This is a genomic window from Fusibacter bizertensis (genome assembly GCF_029914245.1).
GTDB classification, from domain to species: domain Bacteria; phylum Bacillota; class Clostridia; order Peptostreptococcales; family Acidaminobacteraceae; genus Fusibacter_C; species Fusibacter_C bizertensis.
The window spans coordinates 391,249-412,578 of sequence record NZ_JARYZI010000002.1 but is presented as its reverse complement, the minus strand read 5'-3'; the positions used below and the strand labels follow the sequence as shown (position 1 = coordinate 412,578).

The window sequence follows — 21,330 nt, the reverse complement described above, 5'->3', positions numbered from 1 at the left end:
TTAACAGGTGAAACGTGGGAACCAATCGGAACATCAGCGGTTCTTTTCAAAGGTTCTTTAGATGGTGATGGTCATAAGATCATAAACCTGAAGATAAACCGTACACTAGATTTTTCGGGGTTGTTCGGATATACACAGAATGCGACCATTAAAAGTATTTATCTTGAAAACCCAGATGTCACAGCGAGTGGGAGAAATTATGTTGGAGCGTTAATTGGTTATAGTTATATGACAACGGTTTCCAATTGCTCGGTTGTTGGTACGGGTCAAATAACAGGAGGCACATCAGTAGGTGGTTTAATTGGTTCAATGTCGGCTGGTATAGTAAGTGAGTGTTATTCGGATATAGCGGTTACAGCCTCAAGTGCCGATGTAGGTGGTTTAATCGGTAATGCGAGTAATCAAGGCATTGTCGAAAAAAGTTACAGTACAGGGAATGTGAGTGCAACCTATTATAGGGCTGGCGGTCTTGTGGGATCTGGCAGTGGTGTGATTATTCGCGAGTGCTATGCCACAGGCGATGTGACGGGAAAACAGAGTGTAGGCGGTTTGATTGGATACTTACCAAGTTGTATAAATTTATCCATTGAAGATTGCATGTCTTATGGCGATGTGACGGCTTCAGTGAAATATGGTGGTGGTCTCATAGGTGATGCTTACAGCATCGACTACCAAAAGGTAAAAAATTGTTATTCGGTAGGAAGTGTAACTGGACCAGGACAGAATGGTGGGATAATAGCATATCCTGTAGGTGTCATTTTAAAAAACACATACTATGATGCAGCTGCTTCAGGGTATGTTCCAAAAAATCAAGGTGATGTGGCTAAGCTGACTGGTGAAATGCAGGTGAAATCTACATTTGTAAACTGGGATTTTGAAAACATATGGACCATTGAAGAAAGCGAATCTTACCCTTACTTAAGGCATGTTAAACGACCAGATGAGTCGAGTGGTAGCGTGGGAAGCGATGAGATGACAGGTAATGGAACCTTAGAGTCCCCCTACCTTATTGAAACCAAGGCACAATTAAACAGTGTGCGAATGGGTCTAGAAGCACACTATAAACTTGTAGCAGATATTGATTTAACAGGTGAAACGTGGGAACCAATCGGAACATCAGCGGTTCTTTTCAAAGGTTCTTTAGATGGTGATGGTCATAAAATCATAAACCTGAAGATAAACCGTACACTAGATTTTTCGGGGTTGTTCGGATATACGCAGAATGCGACCATTAAAAGTATTTGTCTTGAAAACCCAGATGTCACAGCGAGTGGGAGAAACTATGTTGGAGCGTTAATTGGTTATAGTTATATGACAACGGTTTCCAACTGCTCAGTTGTTGGCACAGGTCAAGTAACAGGGGGATCAGCAGTGGGTGGTTTAATTGGTTATCAGGTGGCTGGTACAGTAACTGAGTGTCATTCAGATGTCGCTGTTACATCTTCCAGTAATGGTGCTGGTGGTTTAGTTGGTAGTATAGGTAGTCAAGGCATTATCGAAAAAAGCTACTGTACAGGGAATGTAAGTTCAATAAATAGTACCCTCGGTGGTCTTGTGGGATCTGGCAGTGGTATGATTATACGTGAGTGCTACGCAACAGGCAATGTGATCGGAAAGCAGAATGTAGGCGGTTTGATTGGATACTCATCATCTAGTGGAAATCTATCTATAGAGAACTGTATGTCTTATGGCGATGTGACCGCATCAGTAAAATATGGTGGTGGACTCATAGGTTATGCCTACAGCACCGATTACCAAAAGGTAAAAAACTGTTATTCGGTAGGAAGTGTAAGCGGACCAGGACAAAATGGCGGAATCATAGCATATCCAGCAGGTGCCATTGTGAAAGACACATACTATGATGCATCTGCTTCAGGGTATGTGCCCAAAAATAAAGGCGATGTGGCAAGACAGACTAGTGAAATGCAAATGCAATCTACATTTGTAAACTGGGATTTTGATAGCATATGGGGCATAGAAGAAGGGATAAGTTATCCATATTTAAGAAATGTGGCTCAAGCAATGCTTACACCTATGTCACTTAAAGCAAAAGCTATTGAAACAACAAAGGTTTTACTGGATTGGACCGATATTGCAGGTGCTAGCAGTTACGAAATTGAACTTAACGGCTCTTTGCTGACAACGGTCAATGTATCTGAATTTGAACATCTTGGCTTAGAAGAAGGGACGGAGTACACATACCGAGTGAGAGCTAAGACAGGTTCAGAATATAGTAAATGGTCTAATTCGCTAAAAGTAGTGACTAAAATTACAGTGCCTTCAATTGAAAGCATCATTCCTAATGGTTCTGAGATTACTGTAACTTGGACTCCTGTCCTAGGAGCAACCGGCTATAAGCTTCAATTGGACGACGAGATTATCGATGTAGCACAAGGGTCGCAACATATCTTAACAGGTGTACAAACCAACAAACAGCATCACATACGCATTAAAGCGGTAACTGAACTGGCGGAGAGTGAATGGTCAGACATGGCGTCAGTTATCAATTGGAGCGATGATGAGAATGCTATATGCTTGTCGACAGATACCGTGTTGTTTAAAGATACTTCAGTTGAAACCTTGGAGATTAAAGTTAATATCCATAGTCTTATCAACATGTATACCACGTATCTGATCATGGAGTTTGATCCTAGTGTTCTGAGTATAGACCCTGAAAGCTTTGAAAACACTGCGTGGAAAGAAGACACTGGTATTTACATGCAGAAAGTAGTTGAAATAGATGGAAAAATTCGTGTCATTCTATCTAAGCTGGGGAATATCCAAGGTGAACAGGGAACATATGAACTTTTTAAATTCAAAACAAAATTTCTGAAATATCAGCCGACTACTATCAAAGTAACAACCTCACAAATGGTTGATGAAGAGGGTAATGCCACTCAAATGAATAAAATGCAGGATATGATGATTCATATCTTTGAACAATAAATGGGGGACCATATGAATAGACGACTTAAAAAGATAGCATCAAAACTAGTATTTGCATTCGTTCTGATGTTATCCTTTCAAATGCTTCAAACAACAGGATATGCGTCAGGAAAAATAGAAGAAGTTACAGTTGAAGTAAAAATTGGCAATGTGAAAGAGACCGTTGCTTATAAAAGCAACGGTCTCGAAGGAATCTTAAAAGTCATCGGGCAGCCTTACCTTGTCAGTGGTGAACTGATTAAACCAGAAGAAACAGTCGAAGTCGAAATTGAAAGTGGCGAAGAAGTGCCAAGTAACTCTTATTGGTATAATTCGAATGGCTATAAAGGCACTTTGAGTCTTTACAAAACGGATGCCAATAAAGAAACACGAGAAATTATCAAGAAGAGAGTTTTTGAAAAGTCTCATACCAACACTATTACCCGTTATTATGATGTTAATGGTAACTTAGACCATGTTGAATACTCATGGGATAATGTCGGCGATCATCCTACTCTAGAGATTAACGAAGATGGTTATAATGGCAGTATTCCTAGAGATCCAAACAAACCTGGAAAACGTATAGCAGGGGTCGATAAATTCAATATGCCAGACGGTACTACAAAAGAAACTGAAACTTGGGAGGCTTACTACAAAGGTGAACTTGAAAAAACTGAAATCAAAGAAGCCACCTTCTATACAGGGCATTATAGAGGAACTGTTTACGGTGAAATAATTGATACTCGAAAATTTAATGTTAAAGCGCAAGGCTTGGTAACAGACCCTGACGAACTAGGTTATAATTCTGGTGCCCCAACTATTGATAATGGTCTGGGTGATCCTGTCAATGCAGTAAATGGAAACTTTTACTCGTCGGATACTGACTTAGCTTTTAGTGATGTTGGATTTGACCTTAACGTTAAACGATTCTATAATTCTACACGCCAAACAACAGGTCTTTTAGGCAAAGGTTGGCGGTTGAACTTCGAAAATCAATTGGAGATTAAAAATAATAATCAACGCATAACTATCGTTAGTGATGATGGCAAAAAAACAATATATGATTACAATGCAATTGAAAAAGTGTATCAAAGCACCAAACAAGGGGATGAAATAGTCACAAAAAATAGCAATGGGACTTATACCCTTACTTTGTCGACCAAAAATATCTATACCTACAATTCACTTGGTAAGCTCATAAAAAAAGAGGACGAAAAGGGCAATAGTCAGACTTTTAGCTACACAGGTCTTGTACTTACTCAAGTTCAAAACTCTTCAGGAGCCAGTTTGATTTTTGCATACAATGGAAGCAAGATACAAAAAATCACTGACTCAGCGGGTCGTTGGGTCAGCTACACATATAGTGGTGATTATTTAACAAAAGTATCTTATAGCTCAGGACAATCTGTTAAATATGGCTATGATAACTATGGAATGACAGATATTTGGGACGCCAAGGGTCAGCTATATCTTAAGAATTTATACGATGAACATGGCCGTGTCATTAAACAGTGGGACCAAAACAATAACTTAAGTACCTTTTCATATGATGTTATCAATCTAACAACTACCTTTGAAAATACTGCAACCGGCTATATAACGATCACTCAATTCAATACCAACTTTGAAATCGAAAAAATAACCTACGCTGATGGTACTTATGAAGCTTTTACTTATGATGAGTTGAGCAATAAAACTAGTTCACGAAACCGCAAAGGTGTTACGACCTACTATGAATACGATGCCAAGGGAAACTTGTTAAAAATAACTTTGCCAGCTCCTTACAACTATGTAACCCTTTTTACCTACGAAGAAGATCGTATCAAAACCATCACTGAACCCAATGGTCAAACCACAGAGTTCACATATGATACAGATGGCAATCTTGCTATAAAGAAAGTGAAACTTGACAGTTCAACTTATGCTGTCACAACCTATGAATATGATGCGAAAGGACGTTTAACACAACTGACAGACCCAGAAGGAGGCATAACCACCTATTTATACGAAACATCTCCTCTCCCTGTCAAAAAAACAGATCCTGAAAAACATGTGTCGACCTATACTTATGATAGCTTAAATAGGTTGACCTCCATGACGACGGAACTTGGAACAACACAATATACCTATGATTCAGATGACAACATTATCAAAATAAAAGCACCAAATGGTGATATAACTCGCCTTGTATATGATGCTGAAGGGAATCTTATAAAACGGATTTTGCCTGAACAATACAAAGAAATCCAAGACGGCGGAGAAGGATATACCTATGATTATGACATCATGGATCGATTGATTCGTGAAACAGATCCCTTAGGCAATACACAAAAAAGCATTTATAATGCCGCTGGAAAAGTAAGTAAAATCATTCAACCAAATCAATACAGTGCAGCTACTGACAATGGTATTGGGATACAATTTTATTATGACACTGATGGTAGGCTTATAGAAACTGAAAATCCATCAGGTCAAAAAAGTGGTTACTTGTATGATGCTGTTGGCAATTTGGTGAAAACGATAGATGCCAACCAGTACGACGAAAGCACTCAAAACGGTTCTGGCAAGCAGTTTGAATATGATGAGTTAAATAGACTCATAAGAGTGTTGGATGCTGAAGGCAATATAACAGCCCAAATGGTTTACAATAACATCGGACAAATCATAAAAAAAATAGATGGTGAAGGTTACAAGAGTGGAAGCAGCATAGAACAACGCTACGGGACTCTTTATACCTACAATCTAGCGGGATGGCTAACCGAACAAAGAATCCCCAAAAAAGACGAAGCTGGACAAATTAAATACCAAATAATTCAATATGTATATAATAGAAATGGTCAGATCACAAAAGAAAAGAAATCTCAAGAATACGTGAGTAAATCTGGTTTGCCATCCCAATGGCATGTCATAGAATATACTTACGACAAAAACGGACATGTAATTCAAATCATTGACAGTTTGGGAGCTCAAATTGACTACGTCTATGATAGCATTGGACAAACGACTCAAATAACCCGTAAAGTCAATGATCAACTTGATCTAATTAGCAAATTTAAATATGATACAAAAGGGCGCCTTAAAGAAGAGATTCAAGTCTATGAAGGAGCTGATTTAGCCGATCATGAGGCGGGTCTAGTTGAAGCCTTAACTACTTATACCTATGATAAAAACGACAACATAACTCAAATAGAACGGGCCAACGGCGATATCGTAACTTTTAAATACGATACCGGAAACCGTTTAATTTCCAAAACTCAAGAAGTAAATGTAGACAGCTTAACCTTTAAAAACACCATTGCATCCATTAAAGATGGCCCCGCTTTTATTTATCCTGGAGAAGAAGCCGAATATACTGTCCAAATACAGCCAGATGATCTCGTCAAAAACATTGACCTCAATATCGAATATGACTTAAGAACTTTTGAATTTGTAGGTTTTCGGTCAGGACTCAACGGATTAAGTGTAGATTCCAGTGTACCGGGGAAAATTAACATAAAGTCAAATGGACTTTCAAAAGTAGAGGACTTTAAAGTTGGCGACCTGATACTCAGAGCTAAAGAAACAATACTAGGTAAAGGGTATGTCAAAATTCTCAATAGTTCTACTTACGAAAGTAGCCTAGGCGACACTTTTAACTTTGGCGAAACTATTGGTAAACAAGTAAGCATTAACGGTCCAGACGTTACCAAAGATGGCTTGGTTCAAGCAGATGATTTAGCGGCTATAGCGCGCTTAAACAACGTGACTTCAGATCAGCCAGAGTACAATCCAGAAATGGATCTAAACGCAGATAACGTCATTAATACCTATGATGTCGACTATATTAAAGACTGGCTTTTTAACGTTGATAAACAGAACTTTGAAACGCTAAAAGACCAAATGATCACTTTAAACGAGCAAAACATCAACTTTACCGTAGATACTAGCTCAGTTAACCGTGTTGCAGAATACACCTATGATTCAAACGGTAACCTTAAAACCGAGAAAGATGCAAATGGCAACATTGTCACCTATAGTTACGACATCTTTAATCGTACAACCGGCATTGAAGATCCAGAAGGTGGAAAGAAAACAGTCGTTTACGATGAAGTTGGAAATATGGTTAAAGAAATTCGACCTATTAACTCCGCATCTGGTATCGGCAAGGTATATATTTACGATGTAAACAACCGCCTAATAGAGGTAAAAGATGAAAATGATACAACTTTAAAGACCTACACCTATAATCAAAATAGCCAGATAAAAACCGAAACCAGTGGTGAAAGCAATACCTTAGAATACATCTACGATATTGGTGGGCGTATTACAGCTATCAAAACACCAGAATCCCAAAAAGATGACAGTAACCGTGAGTCTTACACTTACGATGCACTGGACTATGTGTTAACGTATACCGACGGAGAGGGACACACCACCACCTTTGAGAGAGATCCTTGGGGCAACGCTTTGAGTCAAAAAGACCCTGAAGGGACAACGACTTACTACACCTTTGACAACGCTGGCAACTGCACTACTATAAAAGACGGTAAAGGAAATATAACGACCTTTACCTACAACAGATTGAATCAAATAGGTATTATAAAAGACAGTTTAAATCAAACAACTCAATATGCTTACGACCTTTTGGGACGAATGACAAAAGAAACCAATCGTAATGGGGATACCATTCGCTATACCTATACAGTTGATGATACTTTGAAAAGTCAGGAAAACCAAAATACAAAAGACTATGCACAGTATTATTATCGCAAAGATGGTCTTTTGCTGGCAGCTGCTAACAATGATGGCATAGATACCTTCGATTATGATAAAAATGGTAGGATGACTATCAAAAATCATAACGGTAAAACCGCTGCTGAATACACTTACAACACAGATGGTCAAGTAACAAGCCTTAAAGACATAACAGGACAGACAACACAGTACACCTACACGCAAGCAGGCTTACTAGACAAGGTTTATGATAGCGATGCATTACTGGCGAGTTATGCTTATGATAATGATTACCGCCTTAAAGACATTAACTTTGCTAACGGTCAGTCTCAGCATTACAGCTACGATGGCGATGGCAACATCACAGGGCTCAACAGTGATAACAATGGTGGAACAGTCGTAAATGCATACCAATACACCTATGATAACAACGACAACCTGTTGACTATGGTACAAAACGGTCAAACCACAACCTATACCTACGATGGTTTAAATCGTTTAAAAACAGTGAATTACCCTACTATCGGTCAAGAAACCTTTAATTATGATGCTGCAGGCAATAGAATAAAGAGGACTTTGGGAGCCGATAGCGAAATATACACTTATGATGCCAACAATCGACTCACAAAAATAACAGGAAGTAAGTCCGCAAGTTTTAACTATGATGCAAATGGTAACCAGACAATGGAGACCATCAACGGACAAACAACAACCTATAACTACAACGGCTTCAACCAACTTAAAACCATAGAACTGCCAGATGCAAGTGTACAAACCATGGGATACGATACCTTTGGTATTCGCACTTACACCGAATATCAAAACCAAAAGACCCAGTACATGACATCAGCAGGTCAAGTGATTGCATCCATTGGCTACACAGGAGAAGTTGAAGCAAGGTATATACGGGGTATAGACCTATTGGCACAAGTCCAAAACGATAGCACTTACTACTATCATCACAACGCCCACGGCGATGTGACAGATATATTAGATGCTAACGGCGCCGTTCTAAACAGCTACACTTACGATGCTTTTGGCAATACCTTAACAGCAACAGAAGGAATTAAAAACGTATTCAAATACGCAGGAGAGCAATACGACGAAACTCTAGGCAAATACTACCTTAGAGCCCGTTATTACGATCCAGTCCACGGTCGCTTTACCCAAGAGGACACCTACAGAGGAGATGGCAACAATCTGTATGTTTATGTTGCAAGTAACCCACTTAAGTATGTGGATCCAACAGGGAATAAGAGTGAGGGGAAACAATGTAACGAGAACATTTTAGATGAATTAATACCGCTTGGTGCAGGAATATTTTATTCTAGCGATGGTGGCGGTGTAGGCATTAAGGGTACGAGTGAAGATGCCCTATTTTATACTGACAAATATGGTTATAGACAATATGAATACACAGGTGATGCTAATTATTCAGAGTGGTATGAAAAAAATGTTACAGATTTAGGTAAAGGACATATAGTGAGTGATGCAACGATAAAAATAAGATCTCCTCTTAGTGTTAACCAAGATGGATTTATTGAAATTGAAGTTAAAAAGCACTATTTTGAAAATACTAATATATCAGTCTATGAATCAGGGGATGGATATTTTCATGATAATCCATTATCGGCATATGTGGGTAAAAAAGTATCATTTCGTGAAACTGGCGAAGACGAAGAAAGGTTTACAATTGATGATATGCAAGCTCTTAACTCAAAACATAAGTTAGATAAGTGGTATGGTTATGGTAAAGTAGCATTGAATCTGGGGAGTGATATTCTTACTGTATCAACGTTTGGAACGGGAGCTGCAGCTAGTGCGTCAGCTAAAGAAGCTGGAATTGCTTTTGTTAAGGCTGTTGTACCAACAACAGCTAAAGAGGGTGTTGAATTTGCATTGATTCAAGGCGGTCAAATGGCAGGCGATTATTACTTTTATGATTCTAAACCGACAGATGACTTATATAAAACAGCCAAAAGTATGTTGCCTGGTTTTGGCACATATTATGCTTTAGTTAATGTGACAAGTAAAAATACGGTTTTAGGTTTATACTCACCAATTGAATAATAGAGGAGAAGGTAATGAAGTTAAAAAGAATTGAGTTATCAGTATTTATAACATGTGCAATAATCTTTAGCATTGCAATTTATCTTGATGTAAAAAAAATTATCAATTTGGATGAAAGATTTGCTTTTGCTATTTTGGGTACTATATTTTTGCTGAGAGGGGTGTTCGGATTAATGAACAACGAGATAGCTCTTAGGAATGCGAAATCATTGAAATATTCAAAAAATTCTATAGGAGGGAAATTAGTAAATGGAATATTGGTTTTAATTGGTATAGTAGCGTTTGTAATTGTAATCATTAGTAGTATAAGTTGAGTCCCCACCAAGTGTCTAACAAATCAAAACCATTATTATTTCAAGAGGTAACCCTTGTAGTACCTGTGAGAAATATTTCTGAAATTTTCGGCCCACGGGTCAAATTTAGGGCTTGAAAAAAAGAAACGTTATCGGTTAAAAATATCACAGAAAATATTATCAAAATACCCAGTGACTATTTCGATAACTGGGTATTTTTGCATTCGTTTATTCATAGGTTTCACTTATGAAATTATTAGAGCAAGTAAATCTTCACTCCGAGGCAGTTTTGCGGAAGTTCAATGAAGTAAAGTCCTGAAGTGAAGTGATAAGGACGGATATGGGGATAAGATTATCTATACTACCGAAAAATAGCTAGGCAATAAAAAGGGAAGTTGGAAATTCAAGTAATGAAGCGTCAGGTCTTAGTATCTTGGCGCTTTTTAAAGATCCAATCCATCTTACTATAACTTAAATCGTTTAAAAACAGTGATCTATCCTACTATTGGTCAAGAAACCTTCGTTTATGACGCTGCAGGCAACCGAACAAAGAGGACTTTTGGATCCGATAGCGAAATATACACTTATGATGCTAACAATCGACTCACAAAAATAACAGGAAGTAAGTCCGCAAGCTTTAACTATGATGCAAATGGTAACCAGACTATGGAGACCATCAACGGACAGACAACAACCTATAATTACAATGGCTTCAATCAACTCAAAACCGTAGAACTGCCAGATGCAAGCGTACAAACCATGGGATACGATACCTTTGGTATTCGTACTTACACTGAATATCAAAACCAAAAGACCCAGTACATGACCTCAGCAGGTCAAGTGATTGCATCCATAGGCTACACAGGAGAAGTTGAAGCAAGGTATATACGCGGTATAGACCTACTGGCACAAGTCCAAAACGACAGCACTTACTACTATCATCACAACGCCCACGGCGACGTGACCGATATATTAGATGCTAATGGCACAGTTCTAAACAGCTACACTTACGATGCTTTTGGCAATACCTTAACAGCAACGGAAGGCATTAAAAACGTATTCAAATACGCAGGGGAGCAATACGACGAGACTCTAGGCAAATACTACCTTAGAGCCCGTTACTACGATCCTGTTCACGGTCGCTTATGTTGCGAGTAACCCGCTCAAGTATCTGGATCCAACAGGGCATAAGAGTGAAGGGAAACAATGTGGTGTGAACATTTTAGATGAATTAATGCCGCTTGGTTCAGTAAAGTTAACTAATGTTAAAAATGATACGAATATTAGCTTAGGTAAAGGATGGTCATATAGATATGAGGTTGGAGATGTAAACATGCCTGGAAATAATGACCATATTCATTTGTTTAAGACAAATGGTAGTCAAGAGTATTCACAAAATGATAACGGTAGTCCTAAAGGTGGACCAAAGGGTGGTTCGGGTCCTTCAAAAAAGGCAAAAAAACTGCTTAAAGAGAAAACAGGTTGGGATTGGGATGCTAAAGAACAAGAATGGTTGAACAAAATAGAAATTAATGGTTCAGAACTTGGGGATTACGTAATTGTGTATCCAGATGGAACGGAGATGAATACCAGATTCTTCCCTTTTAGTATGCTTGCAATTCTTCCAACAGATGAGGTTATTATTAAAATGTATGCTGAAGGTGGAACAGGGGGTCAAAGTACTTCTGGTGATATTGATGTGTATTTTACACCTTCACTTATGCCTGTTCCAGTACTACAGTTCAGCCCAGTGCCATCATTCGTATCTATATTCGGATTTTAGAAAGTGAGCATAATATGAAATACTATAAAAAGTATTTATGGCTACAAATGCATTCGCCAGATGAAAAGCTTAGACAAGAGGCGAAAACTAAGTTTCGTGAAAGCGCTAAAGAGTATGGACCTTATTTTGAAAAGATTAAGTCTCAGTTACCAGAACAATTCTTGGAAGTGTTTAATGATATGAAGTGGTTTCATGATTTCTCTATTTCTAGTATATGTGTAAATAATATCGCTAAAAGTACAACAGTGAAGTTGACTATTGAGGATGATGAAAATAGGTTTGTATTAAAACTTTCGGATGTTGCAACTATATCAATGGATATACCCAATAAAAATTACTGGATGCCTTCAGGTATGAAATGGGGTTACACAGAATTTGAACTATTTGAAGACAAATGGAGTATCAATATTTTATGCGATATTAATTGTGAGTTGGAGTTTAGATTTAAATCTATTTCATGCGAAAGATTTGTATCGAAGTAACTGGTGACATAAAAGATAGCAAAATAGCAACTGTTGATAACGATTATGTAGATACATTTATTGATATGTTTTGATTTAGTCTTAATAGTATATTATGTTAAGGAAGGTATAAATGATGAGTAGTAAAACAATTGAACATGTCCTATTTGTTAGTGTAATATTTTTTTTGATTTCTTATTTATTTTTCAACAATTATTTAAAGATTCCTGATGTAGCAGCAGGAGTTGTTGCAGGCTTATACTTTTTTTCTTTATCAATTTTGGGGTTAAAAAGGCGTAGAGTTTATTTTACAAGGTCAGAACCAATTACTTATAAAACGTCCATACTTGCGAAATTTATAAATGTTTTATTTGGAGTATTTGGAGTTGTAATAATATTTTTAACATTGGTAACTAAATAATAATTTTATATATGAATAACCTGCTAAATGAGTATTCACTCATAAGCTGTTTTTGAAGTTTAGTGGAGGTAGGGAAACAATAAGTTCAGATGTAGAGATTAGATTATATGTACTACCAAATGAAAGCTATTCAAAAAAATGGAGTTAGATGATCATGAAATAAAGCGTCAAGGTCTTAGTATCTTGGCGCTTTTTAAAGGCCAACCCATCCTACTATAACTTAATCGTTTAAAAACAGTGAATTACCCTACTATCGGTCAAGAAACCTTTAATTATGACGCTGCAGGCAACCGAATAAAGAGGACTTTGGGATCCGATAGCGCAATATACACTTATGATGCTAACAATCGACTCATAAAAATAACAGGAAGTAAGTCTGCAAGTTTTAACTATGATGCAAATGGTAACCAGAGAATGGAGACCATCAACGGAAAAACAACAACCTATAACTACAAAGGCTTCAACTAACTAAAAACCGTAGAACTTTAAATATTATCCCTTCCCTTGTTCAAATAGCACTTAGTGATGACCCCAAATGGACTAAATCATGGATAAGTAATGTTAACAAATCAGTTAAAGCTAAAAGCTTAAATGAACATGTAATAAACCATGTAACAAAATCTGTAATAAAGCTTATATGGAATGTAGTAAATAATCTCTTTAAATAGGAGTGTGAAAGTTGTGAAAAATATGCTAAATGTTTTATATGGAAATTTACATTTCAAAAAAAAATCAGATTATATTATTATCCCTTTAAAAATTCTATATATGGTATACTCGTTACCATTTTTAGCCTTTGCTTTTCTTTTGATAGCAAGAAGTTTTGGTGCTTTTGGAAGTATGAAAAATGAAAAGTTTGGTATAGTAAAAAAAATGTTGCTTCATCTTGCAGATATTTTTTGGTCATTTGTATTTTGGGGGATAATTATCAATGCATTTTTAGGAACATATAATTCTGCTCCCAGGTAGCTTTTCGGAAGTTCGGCAAATCAAAATTCTGAAACAAAGTGATTTGAACAGGCGTAGAACTTGAGATGTCCGAATTACCAAAAAATAACTAGGCTATAAAAAGTGAAGTTGGAAGTTCAAAAAACGAAGCGTCAAAGTCTTAGAAACATCAAGCCCAATTGAATTTATAGCAGAAGAAAAAAGGTTCTAATACTTTTCTTTTTATGCTGTTAATTTTTTGTTTATGAAAGTCGTACAATGTGTTTCGCTTTATGTGTTACTCAATTTAAGTATTCAAAAATCAAGCCTCTACATAAATTCTCTAATATTTGATAAGATTATTCAAAAATAATTCAAAAAACTGAAAAGCAATAATTATCAACAACATTATCTAAAATTAAAGCTATGACTTACTCGCACAAATAAAGCTCTTAGAAAACAGATGACCCAAATGGCAACCTCCTCAACATGCAAGACGCAACCGGCTTCACCACATGGACATACGACGAAGCCGGTAGAGCACTTACCAAAATAGTAACAGGTATCGGTCTATCCACCTATGCCTATGACCTAACATCAGGGATAGATTCACTTGAGCCAGGTTACTATGCAGAGCAAACAACCGATCTACTAGGTGGCATCACCCTAAAAGTCTACGACAAAGTAGATCGCCTTGCGCAGGTAACTGATGCGGGTGAAACCACACAGTTTGAATACTATGCAAATGGCAACCGTAAAAGTGTGACCTACCTAGATGGCTCAAAAGAAGTGTACGGCTATAACAAAATAGAACAAAACACATCCTTGATCAACCTAAAAGCAGATGGCACAGTCATAGATACGTACAGCTATACCTATGATGCAGCAGGTAATCAAACGACAAAGACCGATGCAAAAGGCATCACAACCTTCACTTACGATAAACTAAACCGCCTTGCTGAAGTAACAGAGCCAAGTGGCATCAAAACCACCTACAGCTACGACAAAGCAGGCAATCGCCAAGGTGAAAAGAAATACGCAAGCGCATCATTACTACAAGACACAAGCTACACCTATGACCTTGCAAACAGACTCACTCAAACCGAAACCAAAATGAACACCACCAGTGAGACAGAAAAGACGCTCTATAGCTACGATGCAGCAGGTAACGTAAATATACGTAATGCATCCATCACAACTTAAAAAACAAAACAACAGCTAAACAGAGGATACTGAAAGAAAGCATCCCTACAAGGATCTTGTTGTTTTTGTGCTTTTCACGCATCATTTTCTCAGCGTGTTCAATCCGTATCATTTCTAGTTCAAGTGCTGTTTCTCTTTGCGACTCAGCGGTTTTTTTAGCGGATTGATCCATATAGATGAGGAGATCATCTGCTAGTTTTTTGAAAGCATACATCACCAAACTTGCATCATCAGCTAGTCCTGCAACGGGTATAAAATCTGGCATAGCATCAAGTGGAGAGATCACATAGATCAAAGTTCCGATAGCGATGGCTTTAGAAGACCAAGCTGCTTTGGGGTCTTTAATCATACGAAAAAGCGCATCGACCATTTCCCAAACTTCAGACAGTTTACCTCTGTTCATGTGTTTTATGTTTTTCTCAATCTTCCTTACATCATTTTCTGATGCTTCTTCAATGTTGCGATTAAGTATAAGTTGTGGTTTATTCATCTATGTCCTCCTGTTTCAATATGAAGAAAGGTCCGGCGTCATATTCGCAGCGGACCTTTTAAAGTCAAGATTAACTTGTGACAGAATCTGAATGCTCAATGTATAAAGCGTTTAATTATTTCCAAACACGTTTAGTATACTTTTTTCATCAGCTCTACCACTTCATCGAAAGTAAGTCCCAGTGATTTGTAGTAAGCGACGTCTTCGGTCATCTGGATCAATATCATTTCGTTGCGTTTTTCAAGCATGTTGTGTGTAGAAATATCTGCAACAAAGCAACCCTTACCTGTAACGGTATTGATGAGGCCGTTATGTTCGAGCTCTTCCCAAGCTTTCTTTACCGTGATGATGCTCACACGTAGTTCTTTGGCGGCTTGCCTTATAGGTGGTAAACTAAATCCCACCTCTATTTCACCCTTTAGGATCTGAGCGCTGATCTGCTCGAAAATCTGCTGATATATGGGTTTATCCGATGTATTGGAAATTGCTACATTCATTATACATTCACTTTCTCAAATCGTTTTGTACCCATATTATAAGCAATAAATGAAACGATTGCAAATAATACTATGCCACCTATCAACAGACCACTTTGAAGCAATGCATTATCAGTGCCAGCGCCTTTGAATATATTATAAACTGTGGTATTTACGATACCTAGCCATTCAGCACCAGCGGCAAATACAAGCGTTGCAACGACACCGTAGATCAGTGGCAAACCGTACTTTTGAGCTGTTTTAAAATACAGTGGGATAAAGATAATGTTAAATAGAGCCATCATCACAAAGCTAAGTCCCCAAAACCCTAAAGTAGGAGAGAAGAATATATAATACATGTTAGGATACAGATGCGTACTGATGAGACCAAAGATAAATGCGATGACTAGGTGTAATAATTCAAGAAGCACGATAACTACAACTTTTGACTTCACAATGTCTTTTTTTGTAACAGGCATCAATACAGAAAAAACGATATCGTTTTGTGTGTTATAAGCACCATAGACATTTGGAATCGTGATCCATAAAAAATACATTGGTACGATAAAATACAGCCATCCAGGAATCAGCATTAGAGCACCAGTTAGAAAAGGCAGGATATAGAAAAGTGGACTTACGGCCAATTTTAGTTCTTTTATCAATAAATTATACATATTTGTTCTCCTTCTTTGAATAATAAATCATAATCTCTTCTAAGTTTGGCACTGCGGATTTTATACCAATTGATGGATCGTAGTCTTTTGCTAACATCAATCCCGTGAAGCCAAAAGAATTTGTTTTATAAGAGATCAATTTGTTTTTTACTGTCTCAAGTTGCTTCTCACTTCCATTTAATAGAAGATACGTATCAATAAATGCATCTTTTTCACAGCTATTTATGATCTGTCCTTCATTGAGGTAAGTGATATAATCTGCACATTTTTCTAAATCAGAAGTGATGTGTGTAGAGAAAAGTATACTCATCTCACCATCTTCAACAAGCTCTTGAAAAATATCTAAGAGGTTATCTCTCGCAACAGGATCAAGTCCACTCGTCGGTTCATCTAAAATCAATAACTTTGCACCATGTGAAAGTGCAATGGCAAGGTTGTATTTGACGCGCATCCCAGCAGATAATTCGATGATTTTTTTATTTTCGTTAATCTCGAATTTTTTGAGGTAATTCTTATAAGTTTCATCATCCCAGTTTGTATAGAAATTCTTGATGACGCTAGTTACTTTTTTAACCCGGCTACGGGTGTAAAAGTCAGTACCACCAAAGGCATAGCCGATTTTTTGTTTCATTTCAATTTCATTTGCAATGAAATTTTGTTCAAAAACCTTTACGATGCCACTTTCTACGTGGATCATATTCAAAATAGATTTTAAAGTTGTGGTTTTTCCAGCACCATTGGCACCGATGAAGCCCATTATATAACCTTTTTTGAGTTCAAAAGAAACATCTTTCAACTCGAAATGTTCATATTTTTTATTTATTCCCTTTACTTCTAATGCAAACATATTAAACTTCCTTTCAAAATTGTGTCTACCGTATATGCACAATATATCAAAACGAAAATGGTTTGTCAATTTTTTTTTAAGTAAATCTTAATAAGTTCATGCTAACATAAGTACAATCTGACGAGGGGAGTGCAGAGAATAAATTCATATAAAAAGAGGAGAAGGTTATGAAAATATTGAAATTTAAACGATGCTTTGCAGTAACGCTTATACTTATGATGCTTTTGACTACCACAGCATGTTCAAATGGTTCGGTAGTGGGATTTGGAGGCAGTAAAAAAATTGATGTAATTCTATGGAACACAAATGGTGATAAATTTCCTGAAGCATCTGGTGCTGATTTGATGACATTTGCAGCCAAAGAGTATAAAAATAAAACGGGAATAAAAGTAAATCTAATATCAATTGAAGCCGATACGCAAGAGGATTATTTCACCAAACGCATAGAGGTATTATTATCAAAAGATCAACCAGAGATGATCCTATTTAATACTAGGAACCAAGATGAACTGCAAGTGATTGAAGCAATGAAAAATGATTTGTTACATATAGATGGAATGATAGAAAATAATGGTGATGTGTTTGATGGCATGAAAAGTGAGCAGTATTGCGCTTTTGCAACACTCGTCTATGGAAACGTTATGAATAACACAGTGGTAAGTGAATTGGGTGTTGAACCAAATGTTGGTTTTATGAGTGCCGAAGATGTGGAATCAATCTACTTAAAATGGGCTGAAACTAAAGATGCTGAGTTGAATTTATTTGATTATCGTATATTTTCTGGATTGGGACTAAGTAGTATGGTTCACTTTGAAGATGAAAAAGTTATGCTAGAACAAGATGCGATTATAAATAAAATTAAGTTGAATGAAGCGTTTGTTAAAGCGCTTCCTGAGCGTAACTTAAGTAGTGGTGATGTTAACGATTTTTTGGCAGGCGTTAATAAAGAACTCTATAGTAAGGAACGTGATGCAATGATCTCAACAGCGCGACTAAAACCAGTTAATTTCTTAACTAAAGTGGCATTCAATGCATTTGATATGCAGGATTTTTCAAGTAATATCAATGATGTTCAATCTGGATTTGTAATTGGGGATTACAGTTTTACAGCATCTGTGGGTTTTGGAATTTTGGATAATCAATCTAAAGAACAAGCGAATGCTATAGACTTTGCTAATTTTTTATTGAGTCAGGAGTTTCAAACAGATATGCAGACCTACACGTCAAAGTCTCCTAAAATGTCTGGTTCAGTACTAAAGACGGTTAATGAAAACGGGGTAGAATTAGCACGCTCGCAGGAAATGTTATCAAATGGGAAGCCTATACAAGATTCAGTCACCCAAGCACATGAGTTGATATCAGAACGATTTAATCAACCGGGAGCCCTTCATTTTAGTGCAATCTCTAACAATTCCACAGTAGCATATGAGGAAATCATAAAGTTGTCAACTGAACAAATATGGGGAGAGGCTAAGACTGATGTTGAGCTTCGTAAAGCATTAGAAAGACTGGAAGAACGTTTGAACCATATGTGATACAATATAGATATAACATATGGAGCGTCACTAGACGCATAGCAAACAAGTAAAAGGAGGATATTGAATTGATTTATTTTGTAGATGAACCGTTACATACTGAAGAGAAATTACCAGATATTGATGCTTTTCCCAAAGTACGCTCACCGTGGCGACGATTTTTTGCGAGAAGTTTTGATTTATACTTGTATGGTGTTTTACTGTCGATATTACAATCTTTAGTTTTTAATATCAACATCCTCAATCGTACATCAGGGGGAAATATACTTGATTCGCTAATTGCGCTTCTGTTTATGATTATTTTTGAACCCATACTGCTTATGATTTTTGGTACAACACCCGGAAAATGGCTTTTAGGCATTCGGGTAACAGATCCTTTTGGAGATAAATTGTCATACAAAGTTGGACTTGAGAGAGTCTTGACTGTTTTTTGGAGAGGATATGGCCTCTCTATTCCCATCTATAATTTAGTACGTCTGTTCAAATCCTACAAAGAATGTGATGCAGGTGAAACGCTTGATTGGGAACTTGACTCAGTGGTCCATTTAAAAGATCAAAAAAAATGGCGCATAGCCACATATCTTATAGCACATATTGTTTTGTTTGGGGTATTGTTTTTAACCTTTAGTCTAGCAGCACTTCCAAAAAATCGTGGTGAAATCTCAGTTGCTGAATTTAGTGAAAACTACAATGAATTTGCTTCGTATTATGATCTAGCGGGCTCGAAAGTTCTTGATGATAAAGGTAAATGGATAGGCAGAGAAATGGATAGCTCTACAATCTATATTGGACTATATAGCGAACCACCAGTGTTTGAATTTACAGAAACAGGTGGCATAATGACAGGATTTGCGTTTGATGTGGAACTCGAAGATAGTGAAGGCTGGCAATCAAGCTATAGAAATGAGATCATACTATCTATACTGTCATATGTACGTGCACAGCCCGGGAACAGTTTGATTACAAACGATCTGGAAGACATCATTGATCAAATTATTAAAAAACCTTTTGAAGATTTCCAGTATACATCACATGGCGTTATCATTACATGCGATTATACTTACTCAGGGTATATAGGTCAGACGGGTTATGGTACACTTTTTCCAGATGAAGATAAGGAAAAGTACTTTAAAGTTGAATTTAGGATGTACAAAGAATAGTGATATATTGTAAATTAAAAGGACTCATTATACGAATGAGTCCTCTTTCATTTCTATGAAGTTAAACTGTAAATGTCATCTGCTTTACCTGCACAGATTCGAGTGCTGAAAGCTCATTGGTAATCTGTTTTACTTCTTCATCCTTACCCTTAATAAATTCAAGTAAAATTAAGCCGTTAGAAGCACATTGCCCATCTGTTGCTTCGTGTAATCCAAGCCTAGTTTTGATAATACAACCGTGCTTTGAAAGCACTTCTTGAACTCGCAGTGCTTCTTGTTCTCGATCTCCTATTTGAATCCCCATAATATATCTCATACCGCACCTCTTCCTTTATTATGAGTAATATATATCCCGTGTGAGTTGATTTAATCATAAGTTACAGACGACTTTACACTGAGGCCCCTATATAGTATAATCACATTCGGTTGTATCGTATGATTTAGTGATATATATTAGAGCAAGGGAGTAATAATGAGTGAAAGCATAATGGGCAGTGGATGTGAATTAATCTTGACTACATCACCACTAAAGCCAGTTGAAGAAATAGAAAGAAGTCTGATTAAGAAATTTAGAAAAACGGTGTGGACTAAATTTATCAAAGCCGTTAAAGAATTTCGGTTGGTAGAAGAAGGAGATAAAATAGCTATAGGCGTATCAGGTGGAAAAGACAGCTTGATCCTTTGTAAGCTTCTACAAGAACTTCAAAAGCATGGCGATGTCAATTTTGAGATTGAATATCTCGCCATGAATCCAGGCTACCACCCTGTGAATGAGAAATTACTAAAAGAAAACTGTGAGCATCTAAACATTCCTATAAATTATTTTGATTCTGGAATTTTTGAAGTCATAGATAAAATTTCAAGTGATTACCCTTGTTACCTTTGCGCTAAGATGCGAAGGGGTACTTTGTATGCCAAGGCAAAAGAACTTGGGTGTAATAAATTAGCTCTTGGCCATCATTTTGATGATGTGATCGAGACGCAACTGTTGAACATCTTCTATGCAGGGATGACCAAAACCATGATGCCAAGACTTAAATCAGATAATTTTGAAGGACTTGAACTGATCAGACCGCTGTATTATGTGAGAGAAGAACATATTATCCATTTTGTACAATCTAACGGTATATCTCCCATGAACTGTGGTTGTATGGTCGCTGCGAAGAAGACTTCAAGTAAGAGACTTGAGATGAAAGAGCTGATTGCGACACTTAAAAAAGTGCATCCAGATGTAGATAAATGTATCTTAAAGTCAGCGCATAATGTACAGATGGACTGTGTTGTTGGTTGGCACAAAGATGGTAAGAGCTATAATTTCTTAGATGATTTTTATCCAGAGGAAGCATAAGCAA

At 37.0% G+C, this 21,330-nt stretch carries 18 protein-coding genes; 13 read left to right on the top strand and 5 right to left on the bottom strand.

All coding sequences use genetic code 11. The annotated features are described in order from the left end of the window. From QE109_RS05270 to QE109_RS17740, 10 genes are all read left to right on the top strand, one after another. Positions 1-2,946, top strand: a 2,946-nt coding sequence (locus QE109_RS05270) for a fibronectin type III domain-containing protein (protein ID WP_425365109.1), incomplete at its 5' end; no start/stop codon positions are given. A gap of 12 nt (positions 2,947-2,958) precedes the next feature. Beyond that, entirely contained in the window at positions 2,959-9,708 is a 6,750-nt protein-coding gene (locus tag QE109_RS05265) for an RHS repeat-associated core domain-containing protein (RefSeq protein ID WP_281093358.1), read from the top strand. A gap of 14 nt (positions 9,709-9,722) precedes the next feature. Beyond that, on the top strand, positions 9,723-10,022 hold the full coding sequence (locus QE109_RS05260; RefSeq protein ID WP_281093357.1) for a hypothetical protein: 300 nt from the start codon (positions 9,723-9,725) through the stop codon (positions 10,020-10,022). 468 nt (positions 10,023-10,490) lie between these two features. After that, entirely contained in the window at positions 10,491-11,159 is a 669-nt protein-coding gene (locus tag QE109_RS05255) for an RHS repeat protein (protein WP_281093356.1), read from the top strand. A gap of 55 nt (positions 11,160-11,214) precedes the next feature. Continuing rightward, a complete protein-coding gene (locus QE109_RS05250; RefSeq protein WP_281093355.1) occupies positions 11,215-11,784 on the top strand; it encodes a hypothetical protein in 570 nt (189 codons plus the stop codon). 14 nt (positions 11,785-11,798) lie between these two features. Beyond that, complete coding sequence (locus tag QE109_RS05245) at positions 11,799-12,266, top strand: DUF4085 family protein (protein ID WP_281093354.1); 468 nt, start codon at positions 11,799-11,801, stop codon at positions 12,264-12,266. A 112-nt stretch (positions 12,267-12,378) separates the two neighbouring features. After that, positions 12,379-12,666, top strand: a complete 288-nt coding sequence (locus tag QE109_RS05240) for a hypothetical protein (protein ID WP_281093353.1) — start codon at positions 12,379-12,381, stop codon at positions 12,664-12,666. Between the two features lie 237 nt (positions 12,667-12,903). Continuing rightward, positions 12,904-13,134, top strand: a complete 231-nt coding sequence (locus QE109_RS05235) for a hypothetical protein (protein WP_281093352.1) — start codon at positions 12,904-12,906, stop codon at positions 13,132-13,134. A 213-nt stretch (positions 13,135-13,347) separates the two neighbouring features. Continuing rightward, positions 13,348-13,635 carry a hypothetical protein gene (locus tag QE109_RS05230; protein ID WP_281093351.1) on the top strand — a complete coding sequence of 96 codons (288 nt, stop codon included), beginning with the start codon at positions 13,348-13,350 and terminating at the stop codon, positions 13,633-13,635. A 447-nt stretch (positions 13,636-14,082) separates the two neighbouring features. Next, entirely contained in the window at positions 14,083-14,796 is a 714-nt protein-coding gene (locus QE109_RS17740; RefSeq protein WP_425365108.1) for a hypothetical protein, read from the top strand. On the opposite strand, the gene QE109_RS05215 is transcribed toward QE109_RS17740, so the two are convergent. The 4 genes from QE109_RS05215 to QE109_RS05200 all read right to left on the bottom strand — a co-directional run bounded on the left by QE109_RS05215 (position 14,786) and on the right by QE109_RS05200 (position 17,283). Then, positions 14,786-15,286: a YkvA family protein gene (locus QE109_RS05215; protein ID WP_281093350.1), complete on the bottom strand. Its 501-nt coding sequence runs from the start codon at positions 15,284-15,286 to the stop codon at positions 14,786-14,788. The genes QE109_RS17740 and QE109_RS05215 overlap by 11 nt on opposite strands. 131 nt (positions 15,287-15,417) lie before the next feature. Next, positions 15,418-15,783: a GntR family transcriptional regulator gene (locus QE109_RS05210; protein WP_281093349.1), complete on the bottom strand. Its 366-nt coding sequence runs from the start codon at positions 15,781-15,783 to the stop codon at positions 15,418-15,420. Then, on the bottom strand, positions 15,783-16,436 hold the full coding sequence (locus QE109_RS05205; RefSeq protein WP_281093348.1) for an ABC-2 transporter permease: 654 nt from the start codon (positions 16,434-16,436) through the stop codon (positions 15,783-15,785). Before QE109_RS05205 ends, QE109_RS05210 begins: the two co-directional genes overlap by 1 nt. Then, positions 16,429-17,283, bottom strand: a complete 855-nt coding sequence (locus tag QE109_RS05200; protein ID WP_281093347.1) for an ABC transporter ATP-binding protein — start codon at positions 17,281-17,283, stop codon at positions 16,429-16,431. Before QE109_RS05200 ends, QE109_RS05205 begins: the two co-directional genes overlap by 8 nt. 167 nt (positions 17,284-17,450) lie before the next feature. On the opposite strand from QE109_RS05200, the gene QE109_RS05195 reads away from it, so the two are divergent. Continuing rightward, a complete protein-coding gene (locus QE109_RS05195) occupies positions 17,451-18,818 on the top strand; it encodes a type 2 periplasmic-binding domain-containing protein (RefSeq protein WP_281093346.1) in 1,368 nt (455 codons plus the stop codon). A 68-nt stretch (positions 18,819-18,886) separates the two neighbouring features. Next, entirely contained in the window at positions 18,887-19,978 is a 1,092-nt protein-coding gene (locus tag QE109_RS05190; protein ID WP_281093345.1) for an RDD family protein, read from the top strand. A gap of 61 nt (positions 19,979-20,039) precedes the next feature. Here QE109_RS05190 and QE109_RS05185 read toward each other — a convergent pair whose 3' ends face one another. After that, positions 20,040-20,294, bottom strand: a complete 255-nt coding sequence (locus tag QE109_RS05185; protein WP_281093344.1) for a hypothetical protein — start codon at positions 20,292-20,294, stop codon at positions 20,040-20,042. A 156-nt stretch (positions 20,295-20,450) separates the two neighbouring features. Between QE109_RS05185 and QE109_RS05180 the strand changes: the two genes are divergently transcribed. Beyond that, positions 20,451-21,326 (top strand): tRNA 2-thiocytidine biosynthesis TtcA family protein, encoded by an 876-nt coding sequence (locus tag QE109_RS05180; RefSeq protein WP_281093343.1) that lies wholly within the window; start codon positions 20,451-20,453, stop codon positions 21,324-21,326. The last annotated feature ends 4 nt before the right edge of the window (positions 21,327-21,330 follow it).

Bases quoted from the DNA above. Each gene is read 5' to 3' on its own strand.
- QE109_RS05265 (WP_281093358.1), top strand. From the start codon at position 2,959: ATGAATAGACGACTTAAAAAGATAGCATCAAAACTAGTATTTGCATTC.
- QE109_RS05260 (WP_281093357.1), top strand. From the start codon at position 9,723: ATGAAGTTAAAAAGAATTGAGTTATCAGTATTTATAACATGTGCAATA.
- QE109_RS05245 (WP_281093354.1), top strand. From the start codon at position 11,799: ATGAAATACTATAAAAAGTATTTATGGCTACAAATGCATTCGCCAGAT.
- QE109_RS05240 (WP_281093353.1), top strand. From the start codon at position 12,379: ATGATGAGTAGTAAAACAATTGAACATGTCCTATTTGTTAGTGTAATA.
- QE109_RS17740 (WP_425365108.1), top strand. From the start codon at position 14,083: ATGCAAGACGCAACCGGCTTCACCACATGGACATACGACGAAGCCGGT.
- QE109_RS05215 (WP_281093350.1), bottom strand. From the start codon at position 15,286: ATGAATAAACCACAACTTATACTTAATCGCAACATTGAAGAAGCATCA.
- QE109_RS05210 (WP_281093349.1), bottom strand. From the start codon at position 15,783: ATGAATGTAGCAATTTCCAATACATCGGATAAACCCATATATCAGCAG.
- QE109_RS05205 (WP_281093348.1), bottom strand. From the start codon at position 16,436: ATGTATAATTTATTGATAAAAGAACTAAAATTGGCCGTAAGTCCACTT.
- QE109_RS05200 (WP_281093347.1), bottom strand. From the start codon at position 17,283: ATGTTTGCATTAGAAGTAAAGGGAATAAATAAAAAATATGAACATTTC.
- QE109_RS05195 (WP_281093346.1), top strand. From the start codon at position 17,451: ATGAAAATATTGAAATTTAAACGATGCTTTGCAGTAACGCTTATACTT.
- QE109_RS05185 (WP_281093344.1), bottom strand. From the start codon at position 20,294: ATGAGATATATTATGGGGATTCAAATAGGAGATCGAGAACAAGAAGCA.
- QE109_RS05180 (WP_281093343.1), top strand. From the start codon at position 20,451: ATGAGTGAAAGCATAATGGGCAGTGGATGTGAATTAATCTTGACTACA.